General features: G+C 49.9%; 17 protein-coding genes. 8 read left to right on the top strand and 9 right to left on the bottom strand.

Translation table 11 applies throughout. The features are described from left to right. Nucleotides 1-230: 230 nt before the first annotated feature. Nucleotides 231-2,189, top strand: coding sequence for an EAL domain-containing protein (locus ACSF8X_RS22710; protein ID WP_500851573.1), 1,959 nt, complete (start codon nt 231-233; stop codon nt 2,187-2,189). Between the two features lie 50 nt (nt 2,190-2,239). Here ACSF8X_RS22710 and ACSF8X_RS22705 read toward each other — a convergent pair whose 3' ends face one another. The 5 genes from ACSF8X_RS22705 to ACSF8X_RS22685 all read right to left on the bottom strand — a co-directional run bounded on the left by ACSF8X_RS22705 (nt 2,240) and on the right by ACSF8X_RS22685 (nt 9,031). Beyond that, on the bottom strand, nt 2,240-3,898 hold the full coding sequence (locus ACSF8X_RS22705) for a flagellar assembly protein A (protein ID WP_500851572.1): 1,659 nt from the start codon (nt 3,896-3,898) through the stop codon (nt 2,240-2,242). 96 nt (nt 3,899-3,994) lie between these two features. After that, on the bottom strand, nt 3,995-4,375 hold the full coding sequence (locus tag ACSF8X_RS22700; RefSeq protein WP_500851571.1) for a hypothetical protein: 381 nt from the start codon (nt 4,373-4,375) through the stop codon (nt 3,995-3,997). A 187-nt stretch (nt 4,376-4,562) separates the two neighbouring features. Next, nucleotides 4,563-6,704 carry a tRNA(Met) cytidine acetyltransferase TmcA gene (locus tag ACSF8X_RS22695; protein WP_500851570.1) on the bottom strand — a complete coding sequence of 714 codons (2,142 nt, stop codon included), beginning with the start codon at nt 6,702-6,704 and terminating at the stop codon, nt 4,563-4,565. Between the two features lie 129 nt (nt 6,705-6,833). Further along, a complete protein-coding gene (locus tag ACSF8X_RS22690; RefSeq protein WP_047876928.1) occupies nt 6,834-7,808 on the bottom strand; it encodes a ParB/RepB/Spo0J family partition protein in 975 nt (324 codons plus the stop codon). A gap of 8 nt (nt 7,809-7,816) precedes the next feature. After that, on the bottom strand, nt 7,817-9,031 hold the full coding sequence (locus ACSF8X_RS22685; protein WP_047876927.1) for an AAA family ATPase: 1,215 nt from the start codon (nt 9,029-9,031) through the stop codon (nt 7,817-7,819). Between the two features lie 1,335 nt (nt 9,032-10,366). On the opposite strand from ACSF8X_RS22685, the gene ACSF8X_RS22680 reads away from it, so the two are divergent. Next, the gene (locus ACSF8X_RS22680) at nt 10,367-12,361 is read left to right on the top strand and encodes a replication initiator protein RctB domain-containing protein (protein ID WP_500851569.1); all 1,995 of its coding nucleotides are present in this window, start codon (nt 10,367-10,369) and stop codon (nt 12,359-12,361) included. Nucleotides 12,362-12,522: 161 nt separating this feature from the next. Beyond that, nucleotides 12,523-14,796, top strand: a complete 2,274-nt coding sequence (locus ACSF8X_RS22675) for a patatin-like phospholipase family protein (RefSeq protein WP_500851568.1) — start codon at nt 12,523-12,525, stop codon at nt 14,794-14,796. 403 nt (nt 14,797-15,199) lie between these two features. On the opposite strand, the gene ACSF8X_RS22670 is transcribed toward ACSF8X_RS22675, so the two are convergent. Continuing rightward, nucleotides 15,200-16,474: an erythromycin esterase family protein gene (locus tag ACSF8X_RS22670; RefSeq protein ID WP_500851567.1), complete on the bottom strand. Its 1,275-nt coding sequence runs from the start codon at nt 16,472-16,474 to the stop codon at nt 15,200-15,202. A gap of 295 nt (nt 16,475-16,769) precedes the next feature. Continuing rightward, a complete protein-coding gene (locus ACSF8X_RS22665; RefSeq protein WP_500851566.1) occupies nt 16,770-17,411 on the bottom strand; it encodes a bifunctional 4-hydroxy-2-oxoglutarate aldolase/2-dehydro-3-deoxy-phosphogluconate aldolase in 642 nt (213 codons plus the stop codon). A 377-nt stretch (nt 17,412-17,788) separates the two neighbouring features. Between ACSF8X_RS22665 and ACSF8X_RS22660 the strand changes: the two genes are divergently transcribed. Then, nucleotides 17,789-18,505, top strand: coding sequence for an MOSC domain-containing protein (locus ACSF8X_RS22660; RefSeq protein ID WP_500851565.1), 717 nt, complete (start codon nt 17,789-17,791; stop codon nt 18,503-18,505). Between the two features lie 29 nt (nt 18,506-18,534). Here ACSF8X_RS22660 and yieH read toward each other — a convergent pair whose 3' ends face one another. Together yieH and ACSF8X_RS22650 are read right to left on the bottom strand one after the other, a co-directional pair. Further along, complete coding sequence (yieH, locus tag ACSF8X_RS22655) at nt 18,535-19,200, bottom strand: 6-phosphogluconate phosphatase (RefSeq protein ID WP_047876924.1); 666 nt, start codon at nt 19,198-19,200, stop codon at nt 18,535-18,537. A gap of 102 nt (nt 19,201-19,302) precedes the next feature. After that, entirely contained in the window at nt 19,303-19,821 is a 519-nt protein-coding gene (locus ACSF8X_RS22650) for a hypothetical protein (protein WP_500851564.1), read from the bottom strand. Between the two features lie 77 nt (nt 19,822-19,898). Here ACSF8X_RS22650 and ACSF8X_RS22645 point away from each other — a divergent pair, with 77 nt between their 5' ends. From ACSF8X_RS22645 to ACSF8X_RS22630, 4 genes are all read left to right on the top strand, one after another. Further along, on the top strand, nt 19,899-20,561 hold the full coding sequence (locus tag ACSF8X_RS22645; RefSeq protein ID WP_500851563.1) for a CatB-related O-acetyltransferase: 663 nt from the start codon (nt 19,899-19,901) through the stop codon (nt 20,559-20,561). A 266-nt stretch (nt 20,562-20,827) separates the two neighbouring features. Continuing rightward, nucleotides 20,828-21,478, top strand: coding sequence for a hypothetical protein (locus ACSF8X_RS22640; RefSeq protein ID WP_500851562.1), 651 nt, complete (start codon nt 20,828-20,830; stop codon nt 21,476-21,478). A gap of 10 nt (nt 21,479-21,488) precedes the next feature. Continuing rightward, nucleotides 21,489-22,187, top strand: coding sequence for an ABC transporter ATP-binding protein (locus ACSF8X_RS22635; RefSeq protein ID WP_047876920.1), 699 nt, complete (start codon nt 21,489-21,491; stop codon nt 22,185-22,187). Further along, complete coding sequence (locus tag ACSF8X_RS22630; protein WP_500851561.1) at nt 22,175-23,449, top strand: ABC transporter permease; 1,275 nt, start codon at nt 22,175-22,177, stop codon at nt 23,447-23,449. Before ACSF8X_RS22635 ends, ACSF8X_RS22630 begins: the two co-directional genes overlap by 13 nt. Nucleotides 23,450-23,503: the final 54 nt, after the last annotated feature.

Here is a 23,503-nt window from a genome sequence, read left to right as displayed (position 1 = left end):
ACCCTGTGAATTACATTTTACTTGGAGACATATTCAGCTTTCGTAATCCATCGGCACATGCATACCTCGAGTACCTATATAATTTCTTCGTTTTGAATTAACCACGCGGAGTAGACCCTACATAGCTAACATCGGGCATAGCCTCTATTCCGCATACAACGTTCCAACCGATTAAAACGTTTATCCTGAATGAGTCTAGGAATAATGACTTCCATGTACGAGATCCAGCTATGACACTAATCAAGCACACACTGAGTCGCCTAGTTTTAATATTCACTGGTTTTATGCTTGCCGTTTCGTTTGTACATATCTACATGGTCAATACGGCACTGACAAACCAATCAACGACCTACCTACAATCCAAACTCGACTATCTGGCAACGTTGTTACCAAACCAGATTCAAGTCGGTGATATGATCGATTCCGACATCCAAGCAGGCTTGCAAAAATTATTAAAACCAACCCCAGAGCTAAGCGCTGTACTGGCTATCAACAACGACCGCTATGCAGTCACACCAACAATTCACAGCAGCAGTCAAAGCCTACTAGGGATGTTTTTGGATATTCCCACGTTATCCATCAGCCGTCAGCTGCAGCTCAATAACGGGGATATTGCCAGGCTCACCGTTGAGCTACCGCCATCTAAACGTGAACGCCTTTTACAGCAAATTTTCGTTCAGTACCTCCTCCTTTCAAGCATTGTATTTATCGTAATGCTTGTTATTGGTGGATGGCTGCTGAGCCGAAAAATAAAGCCCATTGCCGATATCGCCACGCAGGCAGATCTCATTCAGGGCAACCAATTCAAAACAATTACCAGTAACGACTCGAGCCAAGAAGCCCTTAGCATCACAACCGCCATCAACCATATGGTCAACCAACTGGAAATGAATTTCCGTCTGCAAGCCAAAGAAGCAGTGAAGCTCAAAGACCAAGCTTACCGCGATAACGTATCGGGACTGGGCAACCGTCAATTCTTCATTACACAAATGAACTCATGGCAAACAGGTGAAGCCAAAGGCGGGGTGATCATTTTAAAGTCCACATTGATAGACGATATTTACCAACAATCAGGGTATGAGAAAGGCGATGACTTTGTGAAACGCCTTGCGGAAGGGATCAATATCAACATCATTCATGGTGATGCCAGCATCGCACGCCTGTCCTACGATGAATTTGCCGTCATAGCCCCGAATATCACAGAGAAGAAACTCAAGGCCATTGGCGAAAGTTTGCTGACCGTTCATGACAAACTTCAAAAGAGCATCCAAAACGAAACGCCGGATTGTGTACATATCGGTCTGCTTATGGTTAACCAGCAAACCCCGTCGAGCCAACTTCTTGCCCAGCTCGATAACGTGCTGGCGATGGCCGTGCAAAATCCTCAAGAACCTTACGCCATTGCAGATAGTAACGCCAAGCCATTATCCCTTGGTCGCCAACAATGGAAGTCACTTCTTATCGAAGCGATTGATCAAAACAAGATTGAATACCACTACCAGCCCGTTGCCGACGAGAATGATGCCATTCAGCACTTCGAAGTATTCTCAGCGATTCAGACACCATCCGAGCGCTATTCAGCAGCACAATTTTTAGGGGCCATTGAAGACGTAGGCGCTGGTGTGTTGCTAGATCGCCATGTTATCGCATTCCACATCAATCGCCTCAATGCCGATCATACCCTTGACCCAATCAGTATCAACCTGACCGGAAACAGTGTTAGCGACCCGTCATTTATCCGCTGGCTAACCCAGATACTTGAAAAGAACAAACAGCTAAGCAAACGCCTATGCTTTGAAATTCCTGAAAGCAGTTTTATTAGAACACCAGATGCTTGTGGTCTACTTTGCTCTGCCATTCGCTTCTACAAATTCCGTTTCGGGGTCGATAGCTTTGGCCGCTATTTCAACTCTCTAGAGTACCTGACAGAATTCCGCCCTGATTACGTAAAGATTGATTTCTCTTATACTCATCAGCTCAATGACCACGCTAAGATAAACTTACTGTCATCAATTTGCCGCACAGCACACAGCTTGAATATTATGACCATAGCAACGCGGGTAGAAACAGAGACGCAACTAGATAGGCTTTCCGATCTATTTGTCAGTGGTTTCCAAGGCTATATCATCGAACAACAATATAACAAGAGCCAGAAAAAACACCGAACATCCCTTGCCAACCAATTCTAACCCGCACGCCATCATGTGATTTACAGTGTAAATTAGATTTACACTGTAAATCACACAACCTGTAAATCGAGAGCCTTCTCACCCAGCCTAATACTCACCGCAGCTTGCTCTTCAGCAATCATCTTCTGCTGTTCATCAATACGAACGGATACCCGTTGAAATAGATGCTGGTATATTCTGACTTCGGCCATTCGTCTCATTCGCTGATATTCCTCTAACGCCAGATCATACTCACAGCGCAATTCATCGATACGGTGTCGGTGGGAATCCATTGCTCGGCGAATATGCGTCCCGACCTCGAGTAACTGACGCGAATCGGCTTGCTTTGATAACTTCAGCTCAAGCGCCCTGGTCTTATCGGCATTGTCATTTTCCTGCTGCAATGCTGCTGATAGTCGAGCTAGCCCTCCCCGCATCCGGGCACCGTTCAGGAACGAATGCAACGAAGTGGGAACACCAGCAACAGCTCCAACAGAAACCGCACGGATACTGCGCCCAGCATTGATGATGCCACCACTCAAGGTACCTTGCCGTTTCAATACATCCATCACCTCAAGATCCTGTCCAACGGTGATATGACAATGCAGGGCATGAAGAGTAAATGTGGCATTCTTCCCAGCGTTGATATTCGCATACTGAGCAAAACGAGATGCGACACTGCCGCCAGCGCAAACCATACAATCCAGATTATCTAGCTCATGCTGACGCCCGACAATGCCATTTTGCACCAAGATATCAGCGCCAGCTCTCAACTCCGCCAGCTCAACAAAACCGGTGACGGTGACTGTCCCTGACGCGACAAGCCGCATTCCTGCGGCAACATCACCATTTACCAAGACGCTTCCATCAAATTCGATATGCCCAGTTGCAACATTCACCCCATCAAGTACGAGCAGGGGATCAACCCTACAACCACTATCATTGAAGATTGGCATACCGGGTTGTGACGCAACAAGTAAGTTAGGATCAACATCAGAGACCATCGTTCCATTACCAACCGCAAAGGGAAGCACACGCCCAGCCTTCGCAGCCAATAATGCCCCCGTTACGGTAAATCCATCGCTCCCCGCCGAAGCCTCCATTCTGAACATGAGCGGCTGATTGGCTTTCACTGTCATCTCATTACCAAGATCACGCATATCCACCGAGCCATCTTCTTTGGCTCGGGGCTGCAACACCCGTGTTGCAACATCCGCAACCAAACGTTCAAATGACGAATTAAGGCCATCTACCGCCGGCTTGCCATACGCAACGGGCAGCGAAACCCGCTCGCCGGCCGTCAATGATTTGCTATCAACAAACAACTGTTGCAATTGTTTTTTGCTTATACCCTTCACCACTCCGCGAGCTTTGAGAGCACTCAGTAATTGGCATGCCGACAGCGGCCTTCCGCCTAACGGAGCCTCAACCGTCAATATCGCGACCATGGCATCATCCGTGATATCGACACTGACTGCAGCATCAACAGGCTCAGCAATAATCGGCGCGGACTCGCTAAATAACGGCTCAGACGGGGATAAGTTTCCTAGGGAATACTGAACAGCAGCGTCAATGGCAGATTCGTTGAGACGGAAATTCTGAGCATTGAGACGCTCAAGTTGCTCAAGCAGCATTGCTCGGGATAAAGGGCTGGAAATCGAATTGGGGTTAAGCCTAACTATGCGGTTTTCGGTCTGATAAAGTACACATCCCTGCGCACAACTTTCCATAATCAATCCAACTATAGTGAGTTATTTTGCAAATTCTACCGCATATCGCTATTTATAGAATAATCACTATGTCACAGTTCAACGAGAGGCAACCTGCTAATTTTGCGCCAAGGTATGAAGATGCTGCTCGCCAATCCAGCTATCCGCTATAAATATATAGCGCCATCCAAGGCCCTGATTGTTGTGCCTTAGCAATCTAATACCACCGGTTATGGTACCAACCGGATGGAGTACCATCTGATAGCAATCATTAAGAGAAAGATTAAACGGCGAGTCAAAATAAAGACGGCTTCGGTTCACGTATTGGACGATAACCTTCACCGATTGGGCGTCATCGTCTTGCATAGATAGCGGTAAGGCAGTCAACCGAGCGGCGACCCCTTGTGGACCGGCCTGATACAGCATATGGCACAGCTTCGTCGGCGCAATAGATGGCAGCCGACAAGGAAGAGCAGTTAAGTTGTATGATCTACTCATTCATCCTCCCTGTGACATATTTCAACCACAAAAAATTTAAGAGCATCATAAAAACTTAGTCAATCCAGACTTAATATACAAAACTATTTTTTCGGTACATCATTCTGTTAACAAGCTATTCTGTGGGATTTACACTGTAAATCATGCGTCATAATTTACAGTGTAAATTGAAGGAAAGAACGGATATTTAATAAAGGATAGATTTACACTGTAAATCATAATAACGCGAAACACAGTCTCGCAAACCTTGCTCCGCCTGTTTACGTCCAGCAAAACCAAACTCATCGACGATTACAGGCCAAGGCTTTCTCTGAATAATTTTGGCTATCATCAACGCGCAATCTCTCAAACGCTCAGGATCAGAAATAGGTAACACCAGCGTATTCAAATAATCAATTAACCACGTTTGCAAAGCCGGTAGAACCAGTTCATAGCCCAACCCACCATCCATATACAAGCCTAATAATTGGTAATAGCGAGGAGCCGGCAATGAAAAATTGGGAACGGAAAGACCGCCAATCGCATCAAGATACAGCGGAAGCCACTCATAAGAATCCATCGCCGAAAACGCTTCGCTCGCATTAGCGGCCATCATCGAACCGTGGATCAGACGAGCATCCCCCAACCACGCCGAACTCTGCTCCGTCAGAGGCAACACACACAGCAAAGAAGGGTATCCACTCGCAGCATCTCGCTTCAAACCCAGCCGTATGGCCTGGTAGCCCGAACGGTGCCAAAATGACAACAACTCTGGCACATAGCCAAAACTCGTTCCCAAATAATCAAACTTGCCAACGCCCCATTCAGCGACATGCCGCAACAAATGGCTACCAATACCTTGCTGCTGACAGTGCGGATGTACCGCTACACGAACAATCCGCCCTGCCGTCTGGACGGCAGCCTCGCCAATACCAAGGTGGGCAGCCAACGACTGCACGAGTAAATGCCCCTTGGGCCGGCGCTTGCCACGCTGAATATCCGCAACTAAGTCTTCGGCAAAACCACCTTCCGCCGCAACCAAGACACACCCCAGCACTAGCTCATCACACTGCGCGATATGTAGCGATAAATCTGGATCATCAAGGAGTGCTACCAAATCTGACGGCGATGTCTGGTAATGGGCGTTAACCAAAAGACCAAATACATCTGACAATAGCTTCTCGTCAGTAGCCAGAGTCTCTTTGTCGACCGTCCGATAGCTCAACGATGCCGGCGTCATCATCTCTTCTGCCAATGGTGTTAATTCAGCATCAAGCAATAATGTACTGAAGACCCAAGCCTCAAGCGGATCGCCTTTTGCCCAACGAACGGGCTCATCAATCTCTTGGCCCCGCCACTGAGGCATTTTACTGTCTAGTTGTTGCCTGAACTTAACGGCAAAACCACGTCCTGTCCCTTCATAGCCGTGGATCGTTGAAGCAAAAACCAACCGGTTATAATGCTCAAGGATCTGACTAAGCAAAGGTGCAGGTATCGCTGCGGCCTCATCAACCAGAATTAAGTCGAAAGCAGGTGTGTGGTGCAGCAAATTATCGGGCGAGATAAATTCCAGATAGCTATCAGCAATCGCCAACTTTCTCTGCTGGATAAATTCGAGACCGAGTTGCTCTGCGACATGACGGAACAAGGTTGCCGAACTCTGGTAGCTAGGCGCAACAACACCAATACCGATCTTTCGCTCTCGCAGCAGACTCGCCGCGGCCAAGCCCATAGCCGCAGATTTGCCTCGTCCACGATCGGCCGTTAGAACTAGCGGTCGTTTGCGGTGGCCCGTCACCACCCGGCGTATCGCTTCAATCGCAGCCAGCTGTGATTCTGTTATGGCACCAAAATCAAGCGAAGGTCGATTCATCCCCGGGAATGGCAATACACCACTACCTGTACCGGCAAATACCGCTGAAATGTCAGGCAACGGCTTACCTTCCACTAAACGAATAACCTCAGCCTCATTTAAACGGCTGCGCATACGGCGCTCAAATAGAGAATCGGGGGTTAATGAATCCTCTGGCAGCAATAACACCATAGTGCCACCTCCCACGATTGTTCCTGAAAGAGCGCCCAGAGCTTCAGCATCAAAACCACAATAGCCGTTGTAGACGAGGCAGTCGCATTCCTGACCAAGATGACTACGCGCCTGACGGAAGGGAACCGTTGTTACTGATTCGAGCACAGGCTCTCCACATACAAGTACCCTGGAGTAATATTGGCTAAATTGCGAGGCAACCTGAGAGCCCCATTCGCTTGAACCCTCTGCGACAACAAGCAAACGAATATGATGACGGGCAGCTCTAGCAATTAAATTAGAACAAAACGTATTGAGAGAATGCATGGATAAACTCGTAAACCAAATATTGCTTGAATCATACCAAGCCCGGTGGCCAGAACGAAAAAAACCACGCCATTAGGCGTGGTTTTTTTACAAACGATAGATAGAATCAAAGATGACTATCAATAACGCTTACTTCAAATAATCATTCAAATAGGCAAGAATTTCATCCATCTGACGCTCACTAAGCTTCTTCATTTTAAGCTGAAGCTTATCGCCATCTCGGAGATAACTAATTTTACCCTTGACCAATTCCTGAGGCTTTGGTTTTTCAATCTCAACCTTTGGCTTGATTGTCTCACCCATCGCTTCGAGCATGTTTGTCACTTCACGGGTAATTCGAGTGATCCCCGTAGCATCAATGCTCTTCCACAAGGCCTCGCCGCCTTTTTCCAATTGAGAAACAAATCCTGCCTGCTGTTGGCTATCCAGACCAAAATAAAGGCGGTGCAGCTTAACAATGGTCGGACGGCCCAGCTCACCAACGCTCGGATAGGCCATCAACAATTCCATCGGCAAAGCGGCAGCCTTGAGGGCACCACTCACCAGGGCCTCACTGCACTGGCAGTATTTGGCCAGCTCTTTTTGATCCGCAACCTTCCCGCAATCAAGCAAAGCCTGCATCTCTTTACCGCGCTCATAAAGCGAAAGCGGCTTGTGTGCATTCGCAACATCGGACAAAAACTTTGCATGCTCGCCATTGATCCCCTTACCTACGTAGATAAGGAAATCTTTTTCAGCAAGGATACAAGACATCCGGCGACGGCTACCGTCCAATACCTCAATTCGTCCGTCTGCCAGCCAGCGACCTACCGCCGGGTATTGCTGACCTCGATCTTTGAGGGTATTAAGGATATCTGCCAATGCATGTTCGTTCAGAAATGCCTGTTCACGGGCGTTTTCAGCAAAAACCTGAGTCTTGCTGGCAACATCGCCTGCCGCGATTTTCACCAGCTCAAAGGCTACGGTTTCTTCCCCGGCTACTGCGAGCTCGATAACTGATGCTTTGTCGCGGGCGGCTGTTTGTGCTTCTGATGGCGTCGTCGCACGGCGTTTGTCGGCCTTGCCGAACAGGCGCGCATTCAGATCTTTGGTTTTGATTGCCATCTAACTCGTTACTCCCGGTTCAAATTTGCCCAATGGCTATGCATCACACGCTCAAGCTCAAGGCCGACGCGCTGTATGGCTTCTTGGGCCGTTGACAAGGTTTTCTTGCCACCTTCAAATTCCGCAGCCGTCAGATCAAATACGGTACTGTACGTATCTGCACAGGTTTCAAACGCACGACTGCGGGGAACTGTTGCCATCATCACCTGATCACGCAACAGATAGTTCATTTCAGTCAGGACAGATACTTGTTTCTTGTTGTCATCTTCAAACATTGTAGGCATAAGGCGAATGAATTCTAAGCCGTGCCAATCTTCCGGAAACATTTCATAAACGGTAGGCAAATGCTGGAAAAAGTTAACCGTTGATGCCCAGTCAAGACGTTTGGCTGCACACGGAATAATCAGTGCATTCGATGCATACATCGCATTCCAAACCAGCGGATCGATATGCGGGCCGGTATCGATCATAATAATATCGAATTCATCGGCAATCGTGTCAATCACCCGCTCTTTTAGCAAACGGACAATGCTAAGATCTTGATTTTCAGCCAAATCCTGCCATGCATCGGCATTGAACATCGCATCTTCAGGAAACGCAGCAATGGTTTTCAGGTTAGGGTATTGAGTCGGCATGACAACGTTGCCCATCACGAACTCTTTGTCAATTGGCTGGCCTTCCGGCACATTCCCCAACATGACATCAACCGCTGAATAAATGGTTTCCTGCTCACCAACACTGATCTGCGGGTTCAAGAACAGGCGCAACGATCCTTGTGGGTCAAGGTCTATCAAGCAAATGCGGTAACGTTTGTCCAAGTCCAACGCAAGACAAGCAGCAAGGTGAACCGCAGTCATCGATTTGCCTGTTCCGCCTTTTTGGTTCTGTACATTGACAATCCAAGGTTTTCGGCCAGCACCCTCGCGCTCGTAAAAAGCAGGTTTGCGTGCCGCTTCCATCAATTTATGCGCTTCTTCGAGCGTGATAGAGTAGTGGTTTGCATTGTTTTTTGTAAATTGATGCCCTGTCGCTTCCATCCTGGAAATGGCATCGTCAAGCTTGCGGCGGGTAAGGCCAGAGCGTGATTCCATCAATGCCTTCGACATCGGCGGGAACATTTCCTCCCGGCGCTCTTCCAAGACAATTTCGATTCGATCAGCCTGAACCTGTTTCGTCTGCTCGGCGATATCGAGCAAGTTTTCTATGGTCTGTTCCCTATTCATTATCTTCATCACCATCTACTGATTGGCATAAATTGTACAACAAATAGAAAGCAAAACAACAAAAAGCTGAACATTAGTCTGTGATATTTATCTCAGCATAAAGCAAAAAATCAAGCAAAAAACATAAAAAATCGGGCTCAATTTATTAAATCTAGATGGGTAATTACCCTAAATAAACCACACCGCAAAAGTGTTACGGTGTCACTCATTTACAATGTAAATCAAGCCTAGCTACCGGAAGCGTAAAAATATACCGCTTAATTACGGGCAATGCTGTTTCAATTAAAGCCACTCTTTGTGGCTGCCAACTTAATCCGAAATCAGATTACTATGATTTCGGCCTGAAACAGACAATTTCAGCCTGAATATCAATAGATGCATGATTCATCGGCTAACGATCACCCTGAAACCAGGAAAAGTCAGACATATTCATAGATAAAGCCCAGAAAACGAAGATTGATCGATTAACGCTTGATCATTGTTCCCGGCAATTCATGCCGTAGCAGAAACGATGATCAAGGCGATGAACCATGTAAATTGAATCAACGATCGCAGGGAAGGATCTGAAACAATGATCAAGGATGAAGATCAATAATCGCAAAACAATACGGAAGCATGATAAAGTACCGCTAATTTACGGAAAATGTAGACTGGACAAGGGCTGAGCAAGCATTAGCACCCGTAATAAATGGCGCATTATCATGACGTAACCGTGTTCTGGCCACGAATTGAAATACACGATTGTCATCTTGATCATTTCTCCGCACCGGACACATGATAAAATTCCCAAAGATTACGGTAAGTGTCATTTTGAATATGACTAAATAAACAGCAGGTTTCGAACTGACAGCGCAGAAATGAGGGCAATGGCCGCTCCTCGAGGTTTGAAATACACAATCATGATCATCGCTCCAGTGGAAATCGCTTATATTTAACGGGCAAAAACGATGATTTTAGGAATACGCCTAGCGCTCTGTGGATAAGTCTGTGGGAAAACTGTAATGCTACATTGATCATGCTTGCGATATTGTTTTGATCATCGTTTCAAACTTATGATGATCATCTTTTCGGATCGACTATGATCATGTTTACGGAGGGCTTTTGATCAGCGTTCCGGAAGTGTGTTGATCATCGTTCCATATGGGGCTTTTTTTATTCCTATTTAAGTCAATAACTTACGATGGAAAAATTGACCAGATCATAAGATCAGTTAATCATAGAGATCAAAATAATCATAAAAGATCAGTTATATAGAAATAATAAAAAGATCTTTCTTTCTTGATCTGTTTCTATTAATCTTTCACGGAAAAATGATGTATCTACGGCAAGTGATCAATGAACCCACCAACGACTCCTGAAACTAAAAATACAGAAAAAATCCTTATTCAGGCGCCGCGTACGCACCGAGATGGCCACTTGTTTGCCATACCGGCAAATTTGATCGACTGGCTACCTCAGTACCAACATTTCAAAGGTGTTACCAAGAGTATTATTGAACTCTTGAATTTAATTTCACTGCGTGGGCTATCGACTCAAGACGGCATGGTATCGACAACTGAACTTGTCGAAGCAACCGAAGGACAGTTAACCCGGGCGGCTATTCAGCAGCGTTTGCGTGCCGCAGTGAGTGTTGGCCTGTTTCGTCAACAGCCTGTTCGTTTCGAAGAAGGTCTGGCTGGCAAGACCATGCTGCATCATTTTATCAATCCGGCGTTACTTGTTTCCCAACTAGGCACCGGCAGCCTTAATTCTGATCAAAGCAGAGCACAGGCAAAACAAAAACGTTCAAAAGCCTTAGCGCAAAATTTTGTTAATCGACAGCTACTCAGCGAACATGGCCTGGGTACGCCGCCAACCATGCCAGATGAGGCAGATCAGATCGTCGTCTCTCCGACAAGCTGGGCGGGGATCATCGATCAGGCGCTCGCGCCTCCTCGTACCAAGAAAAGTTATCAAAAATCAATGGTGGCGATCAGCGGAACCAAAGCGATCATCGAAACGCGATCGTCCAAGTCAATTATGACGGTTGATGATTTGATGACCTTGTTTGCCTTGTTCACAATGACCGTGCAGTATCACGATCATCATCTGGCTGACTACGAAATTCAGACCCGCACCATGGGGAATAAAACGCCGATATACATTACTGATATTCTGGCGTTACGTGGCAAGAAAGACAGCGGCCCCGCGCGTGATTCGATCCGCGAGAGTATCGATCGCATCGAGTTTACCGACTTCCAGCTGCATGAACTAACTGGGCGTTGGCTTAGTGACAACATGCCGGAAGGATTCAAAAGTGATCGCTTCCGTTTTCTGGCCCGAACCATCACCGCTTCTGAGGAAGCACCGAAGGAAGGCGATGACGGCGAAATCAAGATCAAGCCTAATTTGTATATTCTGGTTTGGGAGCCGTCGTTTTTCGACGAGTTGCTGACCCGGGATTATTTCTTCCTGTTCCCGCCCGAGATCCTTCGCCAGCACACGTTGGTCTTCCAGCTCTACACCTTTTTCCGGAGCCGGATGTCACGCCGAATCAATGATTCGATGCTGCTCAGCGAGCTCAACCAGAAGCTGGCTCGCAATATTGAATGGCGCCGCTTTTCTACCGATTTGATCCGCGAATTGCGCAAATTGGCCGAGGGCAAGATCACCGATAATGTGTTTGCGGTGAATTTGTGGGGATATCATTTGACGATTACTCCGCATGAGGAAAACAAGCGCTATTGCGATTACCAGATTGACATTCGTTGCGATGCCGATGAGGTGATCCGCTTCTCGCGGGCCAAAACGACCAATGAAGGCAAGCGCTCAATGGCACCGACCATGCCCAACCCGCTGCGTAATGAAATTATGCCGCGGCAGGAGCTCGATCAGCTGTCTGAAATTATTGACGGCGAATTCGAGCCGATCCAGCGCAAGGAAGGGCGGACCAAGGGGCGACTCGGCCGCAGGGTTAAGCTGCGTAAGCATTTGGTTGAAATCAACGCAGATGAATTGACCATAACTTTGTCTAAATACACCTCTCCAGAGGCCCTGCAACGCAGTATAACGGCGTTATCGGCAATGAGTGGTCACTCTGCATCGGCAATCAGCGAAGAGTGCCATACGCTGCTGGAGAAGCTTGATTGGCTGCGGGTCAGCGGTGAGGTTGTCCCGTATGAGACGCTTAGCCGGACCATCGAGCTTTACAACGAGCAGCAAGATGCACGTCATTTGTCGATTGAGCGTTTGATCTCCGGCCTTGCCGTGCGTCGCAAGGTTTGCAAATTGGTCTTCGAGGGGCACTACAACGAGCAGGTTATGACAGCCCTTGACGATATGGCCCAATGACATTGATCGTCTGATCCCCTCTCTCTAATGATCAAGCTATAGTAGCTTGATCATCTTTCCGTACGATCGACCCGGCTGCATGCCGATTCTCACTTGAGCCTAGCGGGCAAATTGAAGTAGTTTGGGTATATCTCTTTTATTGTCTTTAGAAAGGATTAGGCATGGGTTGGCTGGCTTTGCACGGCAAGCATGTGGCTGTATTGGCCATTTCTATTTTGTGTGCCGCCCCTGGCACAGAGGCTGCTGAAGAGCGTTTGAAAGTTGGCGTTGCCCTTAGCGGCGGCGGAGCCAAGGGGGCGGCCCATATTGGCGTATTATCGGTATTGGAAGAAAACCGGATCCCGGTTGATATTGTGACCGGTACCAGTATGGGAGCCTATGTCGGCGGGATCTATGCGATGGGCCTGTCGGCCGATGAGCTGTACCGTCGGACGCTGAAGGCCGACTGGTCTTCCGGCTATGAGGATCGGGTCGGACGCAATGATCTTGTTCTGCGCCGCAAAAAACAAAATGACGATTATCAGATTTACACTGATATCGGTATTGATATCGATGGTAGCTACCAGTCCAAATCGGGGGCATTTCAGGGGCAGGGCATGGCAACGCTGCTTGGCCAATTGACCGGCAATTTGCCAAGGCTCGACAGCTTTGATCAGCTGGCGATACCTTACCGGGCGGTTGCCACGGATATTGTCAGGGTTAAGCCTGTTGTGCTCGATGGTGGCCACCTTGCAACAGCGATGCAGGCATCGATGACGGTGCCCGGCGCCCTGCAGCCGGTACGGATCAATGATCAAGTACTGGTCGACGGTGGCGTGGTCAACAATATGCCCGTTGATGTGGCCAAATCGCTCGGGGCCGATGTGGTGATCGCGGTGGATTTGCGCGATAGCTTGTTTGCCGAGGCGGAGTTGGGCAGTGCGTTCAATATTATCGGCCAGCTGACGACATTCATGACCAATTCCAGTGCCGATCAGCAAAAGGCACTACTGACAGACCGCGATACGTATCTTCAGCCGGAAGTCGGTTTTATGCTGGCCCCTGATTTTGACAAGATGGAGCTGGCCTACGCGGCCGGTCGGAAAGTGGCACTGGCGGCTTTGCCTGAGTTATTGCGCTATCAGGTATCATCTGATGAATATCAAGCCTACCGGGCGAGCAAGCTCGATCGACGTAGCCGTTTGACGGCGAGCTCTGCCTATTACATCGACCGAATTGACATCATCAATGGAACTCGTCGTTCCGATGCCGCATTAAGGGCATTGCTCAATCTAGAGCCCGGTCGGGTGATCAGTGCCAGCGAGCTGGATCGGGCTGTCAAACGACTAAACAGCGAAGATATTTTCGAGCGGATCACCTACCAGATTGATCATCAGGAGGGGGTCAACGTGCTGGTGATGGATATCAACGAGAAAAGCTGGGGGCCGGGCTATCTCAATTTCAAGTTTGCGTTTGAGGACGATTTTGCCAATCGTTCGGATTTCTCCTTCGGCGCACAGTATATCTATACCGATTTGACCGACAAGGGCGGTGAATGGCAGTTTGAATGGCTGCTCGGTAGCTGGAAACAGATCCATACCAGTTTCTATTTCCCTCTGGACTACCAGAAGACGCTGTTTACTAATTTTGGGGCGGGGTGGAACCGAGAACTGCGCCAGTTCCGCTTGTCCGAGGAGCAGGCGGATTTCATAGGCCGTGAGCCGGGAAGCGTGGTCGAGACCGAGTATGAGGTCTTCCACGGATTTGCCGAGCTGGGATGGAATCTGCGGCCATGGAGCTCCCTGACGCTGGGTTACCGTGGGCAGCGCGGCAAGGTGGTGGAAACGAACCAGATCAACCGACAGGATTATGATGTCCACGGGCCTTATATGGCCTTTGTCTATGACGATCTGGATAATATGTTCTTCCCTCGGACGGGCTGGCTATTGGAAGCTGAGCTGGGGATGGGGACGAGTACCAGCCAAGTCAATGCGTTGGATGAATTCGAAGATGACAACGTCTACTACGACGTCAAGTTGTTCAAGCCGATCAGTTATGACAAACACAGTTTGCTGGCTATCGGTAAGTTCTCCGGTAGTGAGGGCGACGATTTACTGCCTATTTACGTCCAGGATCTGGGCGGCCTGTTCAATATGTCGGGCTACCATCGCTATGAGCTCAATGGGCGCTACCGCCTGTTTACTGGCTTGATTTACAGCTACCAGTTGATGGAGAACAATTTCGGTGCGCTGTCGATCCCTGTGTATATCGGCGCCTCTATCGAAAAAGGCAATGTGTGGGATCAGGGCGAGAATATCAGTTGGGGGGAAACCCTCAATGCCGGTAGTGTGTTTGTCGGGTTGGACTCACCGTTGGGACCGATCTATTTCGCCTATGGCCAGGCGGAGGGCGGCGAGCATTCAATATATCTCTCTGTGGGTACTGTTTTTGACTAAGGAAGGGGCGCAGGATAGGGCGATTTATGCGATAAACTTTGTAGTTTGTGGTTTTTGACCATGATCGTTGCGTGACAAATGGAACGCATAGCTAAAAAAAAACTATTATTTGACGCATTTTGACAATTTTCTGACATCGAGTTGTATTTTTAGGTCAATATAGTGCCCGGATATAACCTTTGTCCCTTTCGATGAGATAAGTGGTTGCCCGTCATGGATGGCGGCGCAGACTTTGTCACCCTCTCGAAATGCAATATATGAGTTATTTTTGCGAGCCATCGACCGGCTCGCTTTTTTTTACCCAAAATTCAAGCTGCCGGGCACCAAAGCCCCCGAAGGGGCTGGTTGGGTAGCGGTGTATATCAACCGTTATATTTACGACGACTGGTATTATTGATGCCTGTCAGCGTGGTGTGGCTGGCTGCTCTTCTGGAATGAAGAGGATGCCGTCCATTAACGCGCTGGGTAAATCAAGGATCGGTTCGCCAAAGGCTAGTTGGATATGTTGTGGGCTATGGAAGAGCATCCCCTGCTCGGTAGTTTGCGATCCTAGGTCAATAAAGGTATCGGGCAAGTTGGCCTGATAGAGTTTGTGGTTGAGGGAGCCTTGAACGGTATTGACTGGTGAGGCATCGCTATGCCACTTTGAGGTATCCGGTGTGTAGGCGGCTAATTCTCCCTTGTGCATTAGTTGCATGACGCTATATACCGAGACATCGGGGTAGCGCTGGCGGGTTGCGTCAACCACCGAGCCTGCCAGTGGGGTTGCATGGATATTGTGGCCCCAGATCAGGGTTTGTCCTTGGTTGTTGAACCATTCCTCTTGCAGCCAGCGTACGTTTTCAGCGGATTGGTAATCGGCATATGAGTAGTCTTCATTGTTGATCCGGGTTGATGAGAATGCCTTCAAGCTTTTGGCGATTTGGAGCCAGAATGAGGCGTAATCCCGGAAGTTGCGTGGTGTGGCTGGGTTGTAAGCCGGTATGTTTTCCCGCCCTTTTTGTTCAGACAGCAAAGCCTCTAGTTCGGATAGTGCATTAACCAGAGTGTCATGGTCAGGTTGGGTAAAGGCATCGTCAAAATACCAGGGGCACATCATGCGCGGTGCCAGTTGTTTTACCTGTGAGTAATTATCAGTAATGAGGCTGTTGGCATCCAGATAGCGCTCTAGCTCGTCGAACATCACGGAACATCCTGGATCGCTGGTGATCCTCGCTTCGTACCCCGCCAATATCAAGGGGTTGTTGAATTGATCGACATCGTTGATGTAATTGAATAACCCGGACATTTCCTTGCTTAGGCGGTGCATGAACATATAGTTGGCATCCGGCCCTGTCACCGCCTCTAACAGGGTTTGTTTACCCGTCAGGTAGTTCTGCCAGGCCGCCAGGCCATCATATAGGCCAGCTTCGAAGGCGACCAAATCCAAGTCGCTATTTTGATGCAGGGCTTTTACCATTCTGCCGCGGTAGCTGAAGGTCTTCGAGCCTTGATGCGAGCTCTCGCCCAATCCGATGAGATCATAGCCGCGGGTGGCTGTAATAAATGTTGATAAGTCGGAATGCTCAGCGTCGATGCTGCTGCTGGTGAGTGGTTGGTGGGAAAGCTTGACAGGGTCGGTGTCGGATGAGTTACAGCCCATCAATAGTGACGCAATTAAAATGCCTACTTTTTTCATTATCCATTTCCTTGTGGAGTGGGGTTCAAGTGACCTCAAGGTGTCGGATTCAGAATGAATTCAGTCAATCATATTATTGCCGTAATGGATACCTTGATGCCGAGAGTGAATAGTTTCATTGCGGTGGTTGTTATGAAAATGGCAATGCATGATTTTTGCGATGGGTGACTGATTAAATGTTTATTTTTATCAATGAATTACCGTTAAAGTGAGTTGGTTGGTATCCCCCCGTTATTGATATCTTATTGAGCTGGCAATAGCGGGGGAGGGGAATAACAGATAATTACAGGATGGCTTAGCGACTAACCAAGGCCACAGCTTCTTGTGAGAGGCGGGTTATTTCGGTCCAGTCACCGTTATCGATGAGCGTTTTGGGGAGCATCCATGAGCCGCCCACGGTTGCCACGCATTTCAAGGCTGTGTATTGCTCGACATTGGCCGGGTTGATACCGCCCGTAGGGCAAAAGCTGATTTGCGGCAGCGCTGCTGCGATGGCTGCCAGTGCCTTGGCTCCGCCGTTGGTTTCGGCCGGGAAGAATTTCAGATCCGTGTAGCCAAGCTCCATAGCCTGCATGATTTCGGATGGCGTCGCCACCCCGGGGATCAGTGGCGCGTTGCCGTTTTTGGCATGGTTGAGCAGGGCTGGGGTCATACCCGGTGAGATTGCGAACTTGGCTCCCGCTGCCACGGCGTCGTCGTATTGCTTGGCCGTCAGAACCGTTCCTGCTCCTACCATTGCTTCCGGCATGGCTTCGGCAATGGTACGGATAGCGTCAAGGGCACAGTCGGTTCGTAAAGTGATCTCGAATACAGATATCCCACCTGCCAATAATGCCTTTGCCATAGGGAGGGCATTTTCTAGGCGCTCGATAACCATCACAGGGACAACCGGCGAGGCGGCAAAAACAGTCTGTGGGGCGATTTTCCAGTTGGTCATGATTGTTCCTTAATCGAAAGTGTTCGCACTGTGTATTATCGCACCGTCTTCGCTCTATCACATTGAAAATTTTAGTAGGATTAATGGGATTCAGCTCTGGCTCCAGAACGATGATCAAGCTGAATGACGGTGATCCCATTACGGGATCTAGCCATGATCATTGATCCGCATTGATATGGATCTTGTTCGCAGTAAGCAATGGGGCATAAATAGCGGATTCATTATTTACTACTATGGCTATTACTGGCGCTAACAGGTCGTAGGGCGTTCTGTTACCCTATATCTCCTAGTTACCTCAAATGTCCATAGTGCGCTTAAATGAGCGACTTGAGGCAGCTGGCTATAATCACAACAATCACAACAAAGGAGTGGGGAACGTGGTCAAATCACAAGTCTTGGAACTGCGTCTCGGAAAGGTTCAGGCAATGGCCGCTGGTGGCCGCGACAGTGCTATCGATAAGCAGTTGGTTGAATCTGTGGTGGTGAACGAATTGGGTATTGTCGGTGATGAGCAGGCTGAGTCGTTTCATGGTGGTAGTGAAAGGGCATTGCTGCAATATGATTGTGGTCACTATGATAGTTTGCGTCGCGAGTTTCCCGATGCCTCGGGATACCTTGTGCTGGGGGGCTTTGGCGAGAATATCGTTGCGGCCGGTATGAACGAGGAAACGCTGTGTATCGGTGATGTTGTGATGATCGGTGATGTCAGGGCACAAATCAGCCTGCCGCGTGCGCCTTGCTTCAAGCTCAATGACCGTTTTGGTGTTGCTGATATGGCTCATTATGTTCAGCAACATGCGGTAACCGGTTGGTTTTATCGGATTCTGGACGGGGGACGTATTGCCGTTGGCGATGAGATTGTGGTGATCAAACGTCCAAACCCGCAATGGTCGATTGCTAGAGTCATGCATTACCTTTACATCGAACCTGATAACTTTGCCGTTGCTGCTGAGCTGAGTGTTTTGCCGGCGCTGGGGAATGAGATTGCCCGGGTCTTTGCCAAACGGGTTGATAGCGGGCAGGTGGAAAATTGGCAGGGGCGGTTATACGGCTCAAGCCGAAAGCCGACTGATGATAATACAGCGAGCCGCTGAACGCAGGCTTCGCTATATGGGGTGTAAACCTAGGCCGGCTCGATATGGTCGAGCAGCGCGAGCATGCTGCTGAGCGTAGTGACCTGCGGTGGGAGGTATGATCCTACAGAGGAATGCGCATTGTAGTGAAAGGTCGGGACATCGGCATTGATCCCGGCCTGTATTCCCTTGACGGTATCATCGACGAACACGCAGTCTTGCAAACGGTACCCCATGTGCATAGCAGCATAATGGAGCAGATCCGGATCGGGTTTCCAGCTGCTGGCGTCGAAGCCGCTAAATAGCTTGCCTTCAAAATAGGGCATGAGCTGTGTTAGTCCGAGGGCGTGCTTCATTTTGAACACAGGGCCATTGGAGGCAATACACATGTCGATCCCCTTGGCTTCCAGCGTGGCGAGCAGTTCGGGGATACCGTCTATGGGCTTGAGGTATTGTTCGAACAGCTGGCGGCACTCTTCGCGGTACATGGGCTCTAGCTCGTCGATGGAGGTAGTTACGCCTGTACGGGCTTTAGTCTCGGCAAGGATGTCGACAATTTTCCCACCTTGGAAATTTGCGATGCACTCTGCCAGTGACAGTTGTCCTCCTTGACGGGTGAATATATTCACTAGGGCCTGATTGCACAGAATTTCGCTGTCCACCAAGGTACCGTCACAATCGAAAATTACACAGCGTGTCGGATGCTTTTTTTCCATCACTCTTCCCCCCGGCAAGAATTGTCCTTGCTTGATTGATAATCCAGGCCGGGTTTGGCGACAATGGCGATATCGGCAAAGTGTTAGCTGGCTCTCTTCATTTTATTTCTCTGGCTGCGTTTTTGTGCTGTGTGGCGTGCATTGGGCCGATGAGGGGCTTGTTGGCGCGTAGGCGGCAATGAAATCTGCTAGTATCGCTAATCCACTATCATTTTCGTGTTGCTCTGCCAGCAGGAACTCATAAATCGCATCTTCGTGAGCCTGGACCAGCTCGAATAGCTCCTGGTGTTCGGTGGCTGCTGCGGCTTGTTCGCGGTAGCGTAGGGCGTAAGGTTCGACCCACGGGATCATGGTGTCGATCAGGGTCGGCCAATCCAGCCCCAGCCATTTTTCGGCGTCTTCGAGCCCTTTGCTTTCCATCTCGTCATCTTGACTCGGGCAAGGATAATTGGCCGCTTCTAAGCCATTTTTGAGCCTGTTGGCAGTAATTTGTTCTACTTGTATCAGATGTTGCCATTTATTGATGTGGCTATCATTACTATACTTCTGGGCAAAAGCAGTGAAAAAGGCAATGCCATAAAGCTCGCCGAGGTAGGCTGAATAAAGTTGTTGTAACGGCATGGAGGGCTCCTTGTCGATGATGGCCTGTTTTCGGCTTACACGTCTGGGTGGATGGCCAAATATTATAAGGGGTAGCTATGTCTTCATCTATTTTTCCGTCATGGCTTGGCGGGTATGAAGTCAGGGAGCATGTTAATAATCCTAATATCAGGGTAGGAGAGCATACCTATTATTCGGGGTATTATCACGATAAGCATTTTGAGGATCACTGTGTTCGCTATTTGCTCGGGGATCATTCCAGCCGGGCCGTATGGGAATCGGGGATATTTGGCGAGGTTGATCAGCTTATCATCGGCAAGTACTGTTCGATTGCCTCGGGGGCGACCTTTATGCTGGCTGGCAACCAGGGGCATCGCCATGACTGGGTGTCGTCATTCCCGTTTGATGTCAGCAAGTTTGGCGACAAGGTGAAATCCGGTTTCGAGCGGGCTGGAGATACGGTGATCGGCAATGATGTTTGGATTGGCTCCGAGTGCGTCATTATGCCGGGGGTGACTATTGGTGACGGGGCGGTGATTGGGGCCCGTGCAGTGGTGACCAAAGATGTGCCGCCCTATGCTGTCGTGGTGGGGAATCCCGGCCAGGTGATCAAAAAACGTTTCGACGAGGACTCGGTTGCCAAGCTGATCGAAATGAAGTGGTGGGACTGGCCACTTGACCAATTGCAGGCCAATATGGATTTGATGTGCAGCAATGATATTGATGCACTCTATCAGCGTTACTGCCACCAGCAGAAATAGCAGGCGGCCACACCGTTCGCTTCTCGGTATGCCAAGCAGGCCAGCATTATGCTGGCCTGCTGTGTTTTAATTCCCCCTCCCTCATTGATGCTCTTGTCGTCTTCCTATTTATATTCTTTTTCCCTACGCATTACCGCGTTCCTACCATCCACTCCCATTATTGACCGTTTGTCGCATCGCGCGGCAATGGTGCGGTATTGGCCGTACTCTCAAATACAACAAGACGGGTATTCGGTTTACCTGATAGGGATTGCGAGGATTGCGAAATGAAAAAAATAGGGTTGTGGGCTTCGTTATGGGTTGTGGGGATGCATATGGCATATGCCGCACCGGACAGTGCGTTGATCAACGCTTATAACGAGGCGGCGATGGGGAACGAGGATCGGGTCGAAGAGGTGTACCACCAACTCAATGGGTTGATTGAACAGCAAGGCGCGACACCTTTAACGTTGGTCTATTTGGGAAGCACTCAAATGCTGCAGGGGCGTGATGCCTTTTTGCCGTGGAACAAGATGAAGTACGTCGAGCAGGGCGTTGCCAGCATTGAGAAAGGGCTTGGACTTATTGACGCGATGGCTCAGGACAAGGCGCAGGCTATGCCGGATATCGTGCAGGGGCTGCCGGAAAATATGCTGGCCCGTGCGGTGGCGGCGATTTCTCTGAGCCAGTTGCCGGATTTGTTCAACCAACTCGACCACGGATACGACCTGTACCTTGGGTTATTGGCCGAGCCTGCGTTTAGGTCGGCGAACTTTGAGGCGACGGCATGGATTTACGGCGGTGCCATCGAGGCGGCGCTGCGTAGCGGTGACAGGGTTCAAGCCGAGGCATGGCTGGCCGAGATGGGGGAGAGACACGAGGATCATCCTCAAACCCTGCAGGCAAGGACGTTGGTGTTCTCGGATCGTGGCCTGTAAGGAGGAGACAATGCTGACATTTGAGAATCTTCAGCGCCAATACCGCCTCGGGGGGCAGCGGGTCAATGCGTTATGCGGGGTGAGCGGCCAAATTGAGCGGGGGGAAATGGTTGCCCTTTGTGGGCCATCCGGCTCGGGGAAGAGCACCCTGCTGAATATCTTGGGGTTGCTCGATATGGCATACGACGGCAGCGTGGTGCTGGATGGCGAGGTGATGCCAAAGGCCGGGAGGCTGGTACAACAAAGGCAGGCAGCTACGTTACGCCGGAGCAAGATGGGATTTATTTTCCAGCGTTTTAACCTGATCCCCGTGATGACCGCATTGGAGAATGTCTGTTTTCCCCTGATGCTAAACGGTATGGACCGCCATACTCAGATCCGTTTGGCGACTGAGATGTTGGAAGCGGTTGGCCTTGCCGAGTTCATCCATCACCGCCCTGATCATCTTTCCGGTGGCCAGCAGCAGCGGGTTGCCGTTGCCCGGGCGCTGGTCCACAGCCCCTCACTGGTTATCGCCGACGAGCCGACGGCGAGTCTTGATAGCCAGAGCGCCGGCAAGATTATCGCCTTGATGAAGGCTCTGGGGCACCGGCAAGGGACGACCTTTGTCATCGCAACCCATGATCCCCGGATGGCTAGGCAATGCGATCGGGTGATGACGTTATGCGATGGCCAGATCAGCGAGGAGGGGATGTCATGGGCAAGTTAACACTGCGTGTTATATCACATAGCGAGAGCTACCGTTTGGCGTGGCGCAATATCTGGCGTAATCGCCGCCGTAGTTTGCTCTCGGTGACGATCATTGCCATTGCGGTATTTGCGCTGTCGGTGGCGGGGGGATTCGGGCTCTATACCTACCACTCGCTGCAAGAGGCGGCAGCGCGAGATAGCGGCCATTTGATTTTGAGCCAGCCCGGATTTTTCGAAAAAGATGAGGAGATGCCGCTCAGCAATGGTCTCGAGCGCAACTCGGCGTTGGAGCAGGCGATAGTGTCATCGCCTATGGTTCGGTCGCTCCAGCCAAGGATTTACCTGTCGGGGCTGGTCTCAAACGGCAATAAGTCGACGATTTTTACCGGGACGGGGGTGACGGCGAGGGAGTTTGCGATGAAAGGGCCATTTCTGACCATGATCGAGGGGAAAACCCTGTCATCGGTGAATTCACCTCGCTACAACCCCGCCGAGCCGCAAATTATGCTTGGTGAGGCGCTGGCGGCCAATCTGCAGCTTGGGGTGGGTGACTGGGCAACCTTGTTGGCAACAACCCGCCACGGGGCATTGAATGCGATTGACTTCAAGGTTCGGGGGATTTTCTCTACCGGTGTTCCCGAGCTTGATAAGCGCCAACTGTATATTCATCTCGATACGGCGCAGTCACTGTTGGACTCAAACCGGATCAGTACCCTGTCGGTGTTTTTGTTCGATACGCCGGATACCGAGCGAGTTTCCGGTCTGATCGGTGGCTGGGCAGAGCAGTTCGTGGAGGGTGAGCTGGCGATGACACCGTGGCATGAGCGGGCATTCTTCTATACCAGCGTCAGGGCACTTTACGATCGGATATTCGGCCTGCTGGGTAGCATTTTGGGGCTGGTGGTCTTTGTGGCTCTGTTCAATACCATGACGATGTCGGTAGCCGAAAGAACGCGGGAGACCGGGACCTTGATGGCACTGGGATCCCCTCCTTCGGAATTGGTGCGGGGGTTCTTGCGCGAGGCAGGTTTGCTGGCGGTGCTGGGAAGCCTTGCCGGGGCACTGCTGGCGGCTTCTGCCTCGGTGTTTTTCATGGTCGCGGATATTTGGATGCCGCCTCCTCCCGGACACAGCGAAGGTTATCCGCTGCAGGTGTATTTCTCATGGCCGTTGGTACTGGCGGCAACAATAGGGTGTGTGGCCATTTGCCTATTGGCGGCATGGTTTTCGGCACGAAAAGGGGTTGGCAGACCGATCACGGAGGCATTGGCATATGTATAGGCAATGGATTGAACAGGTAAGGGGCGGCAGGAAATTATTGCAGGCGATTGGCAC

This window comes from Photobacterium panuliri, assembly GCF_059920555.1.
The sequence above is the reverse complement of the archived record's forward strand: the minus strand, read 5'-3'. Positions and strand labels throughout refer to the sequence as shown.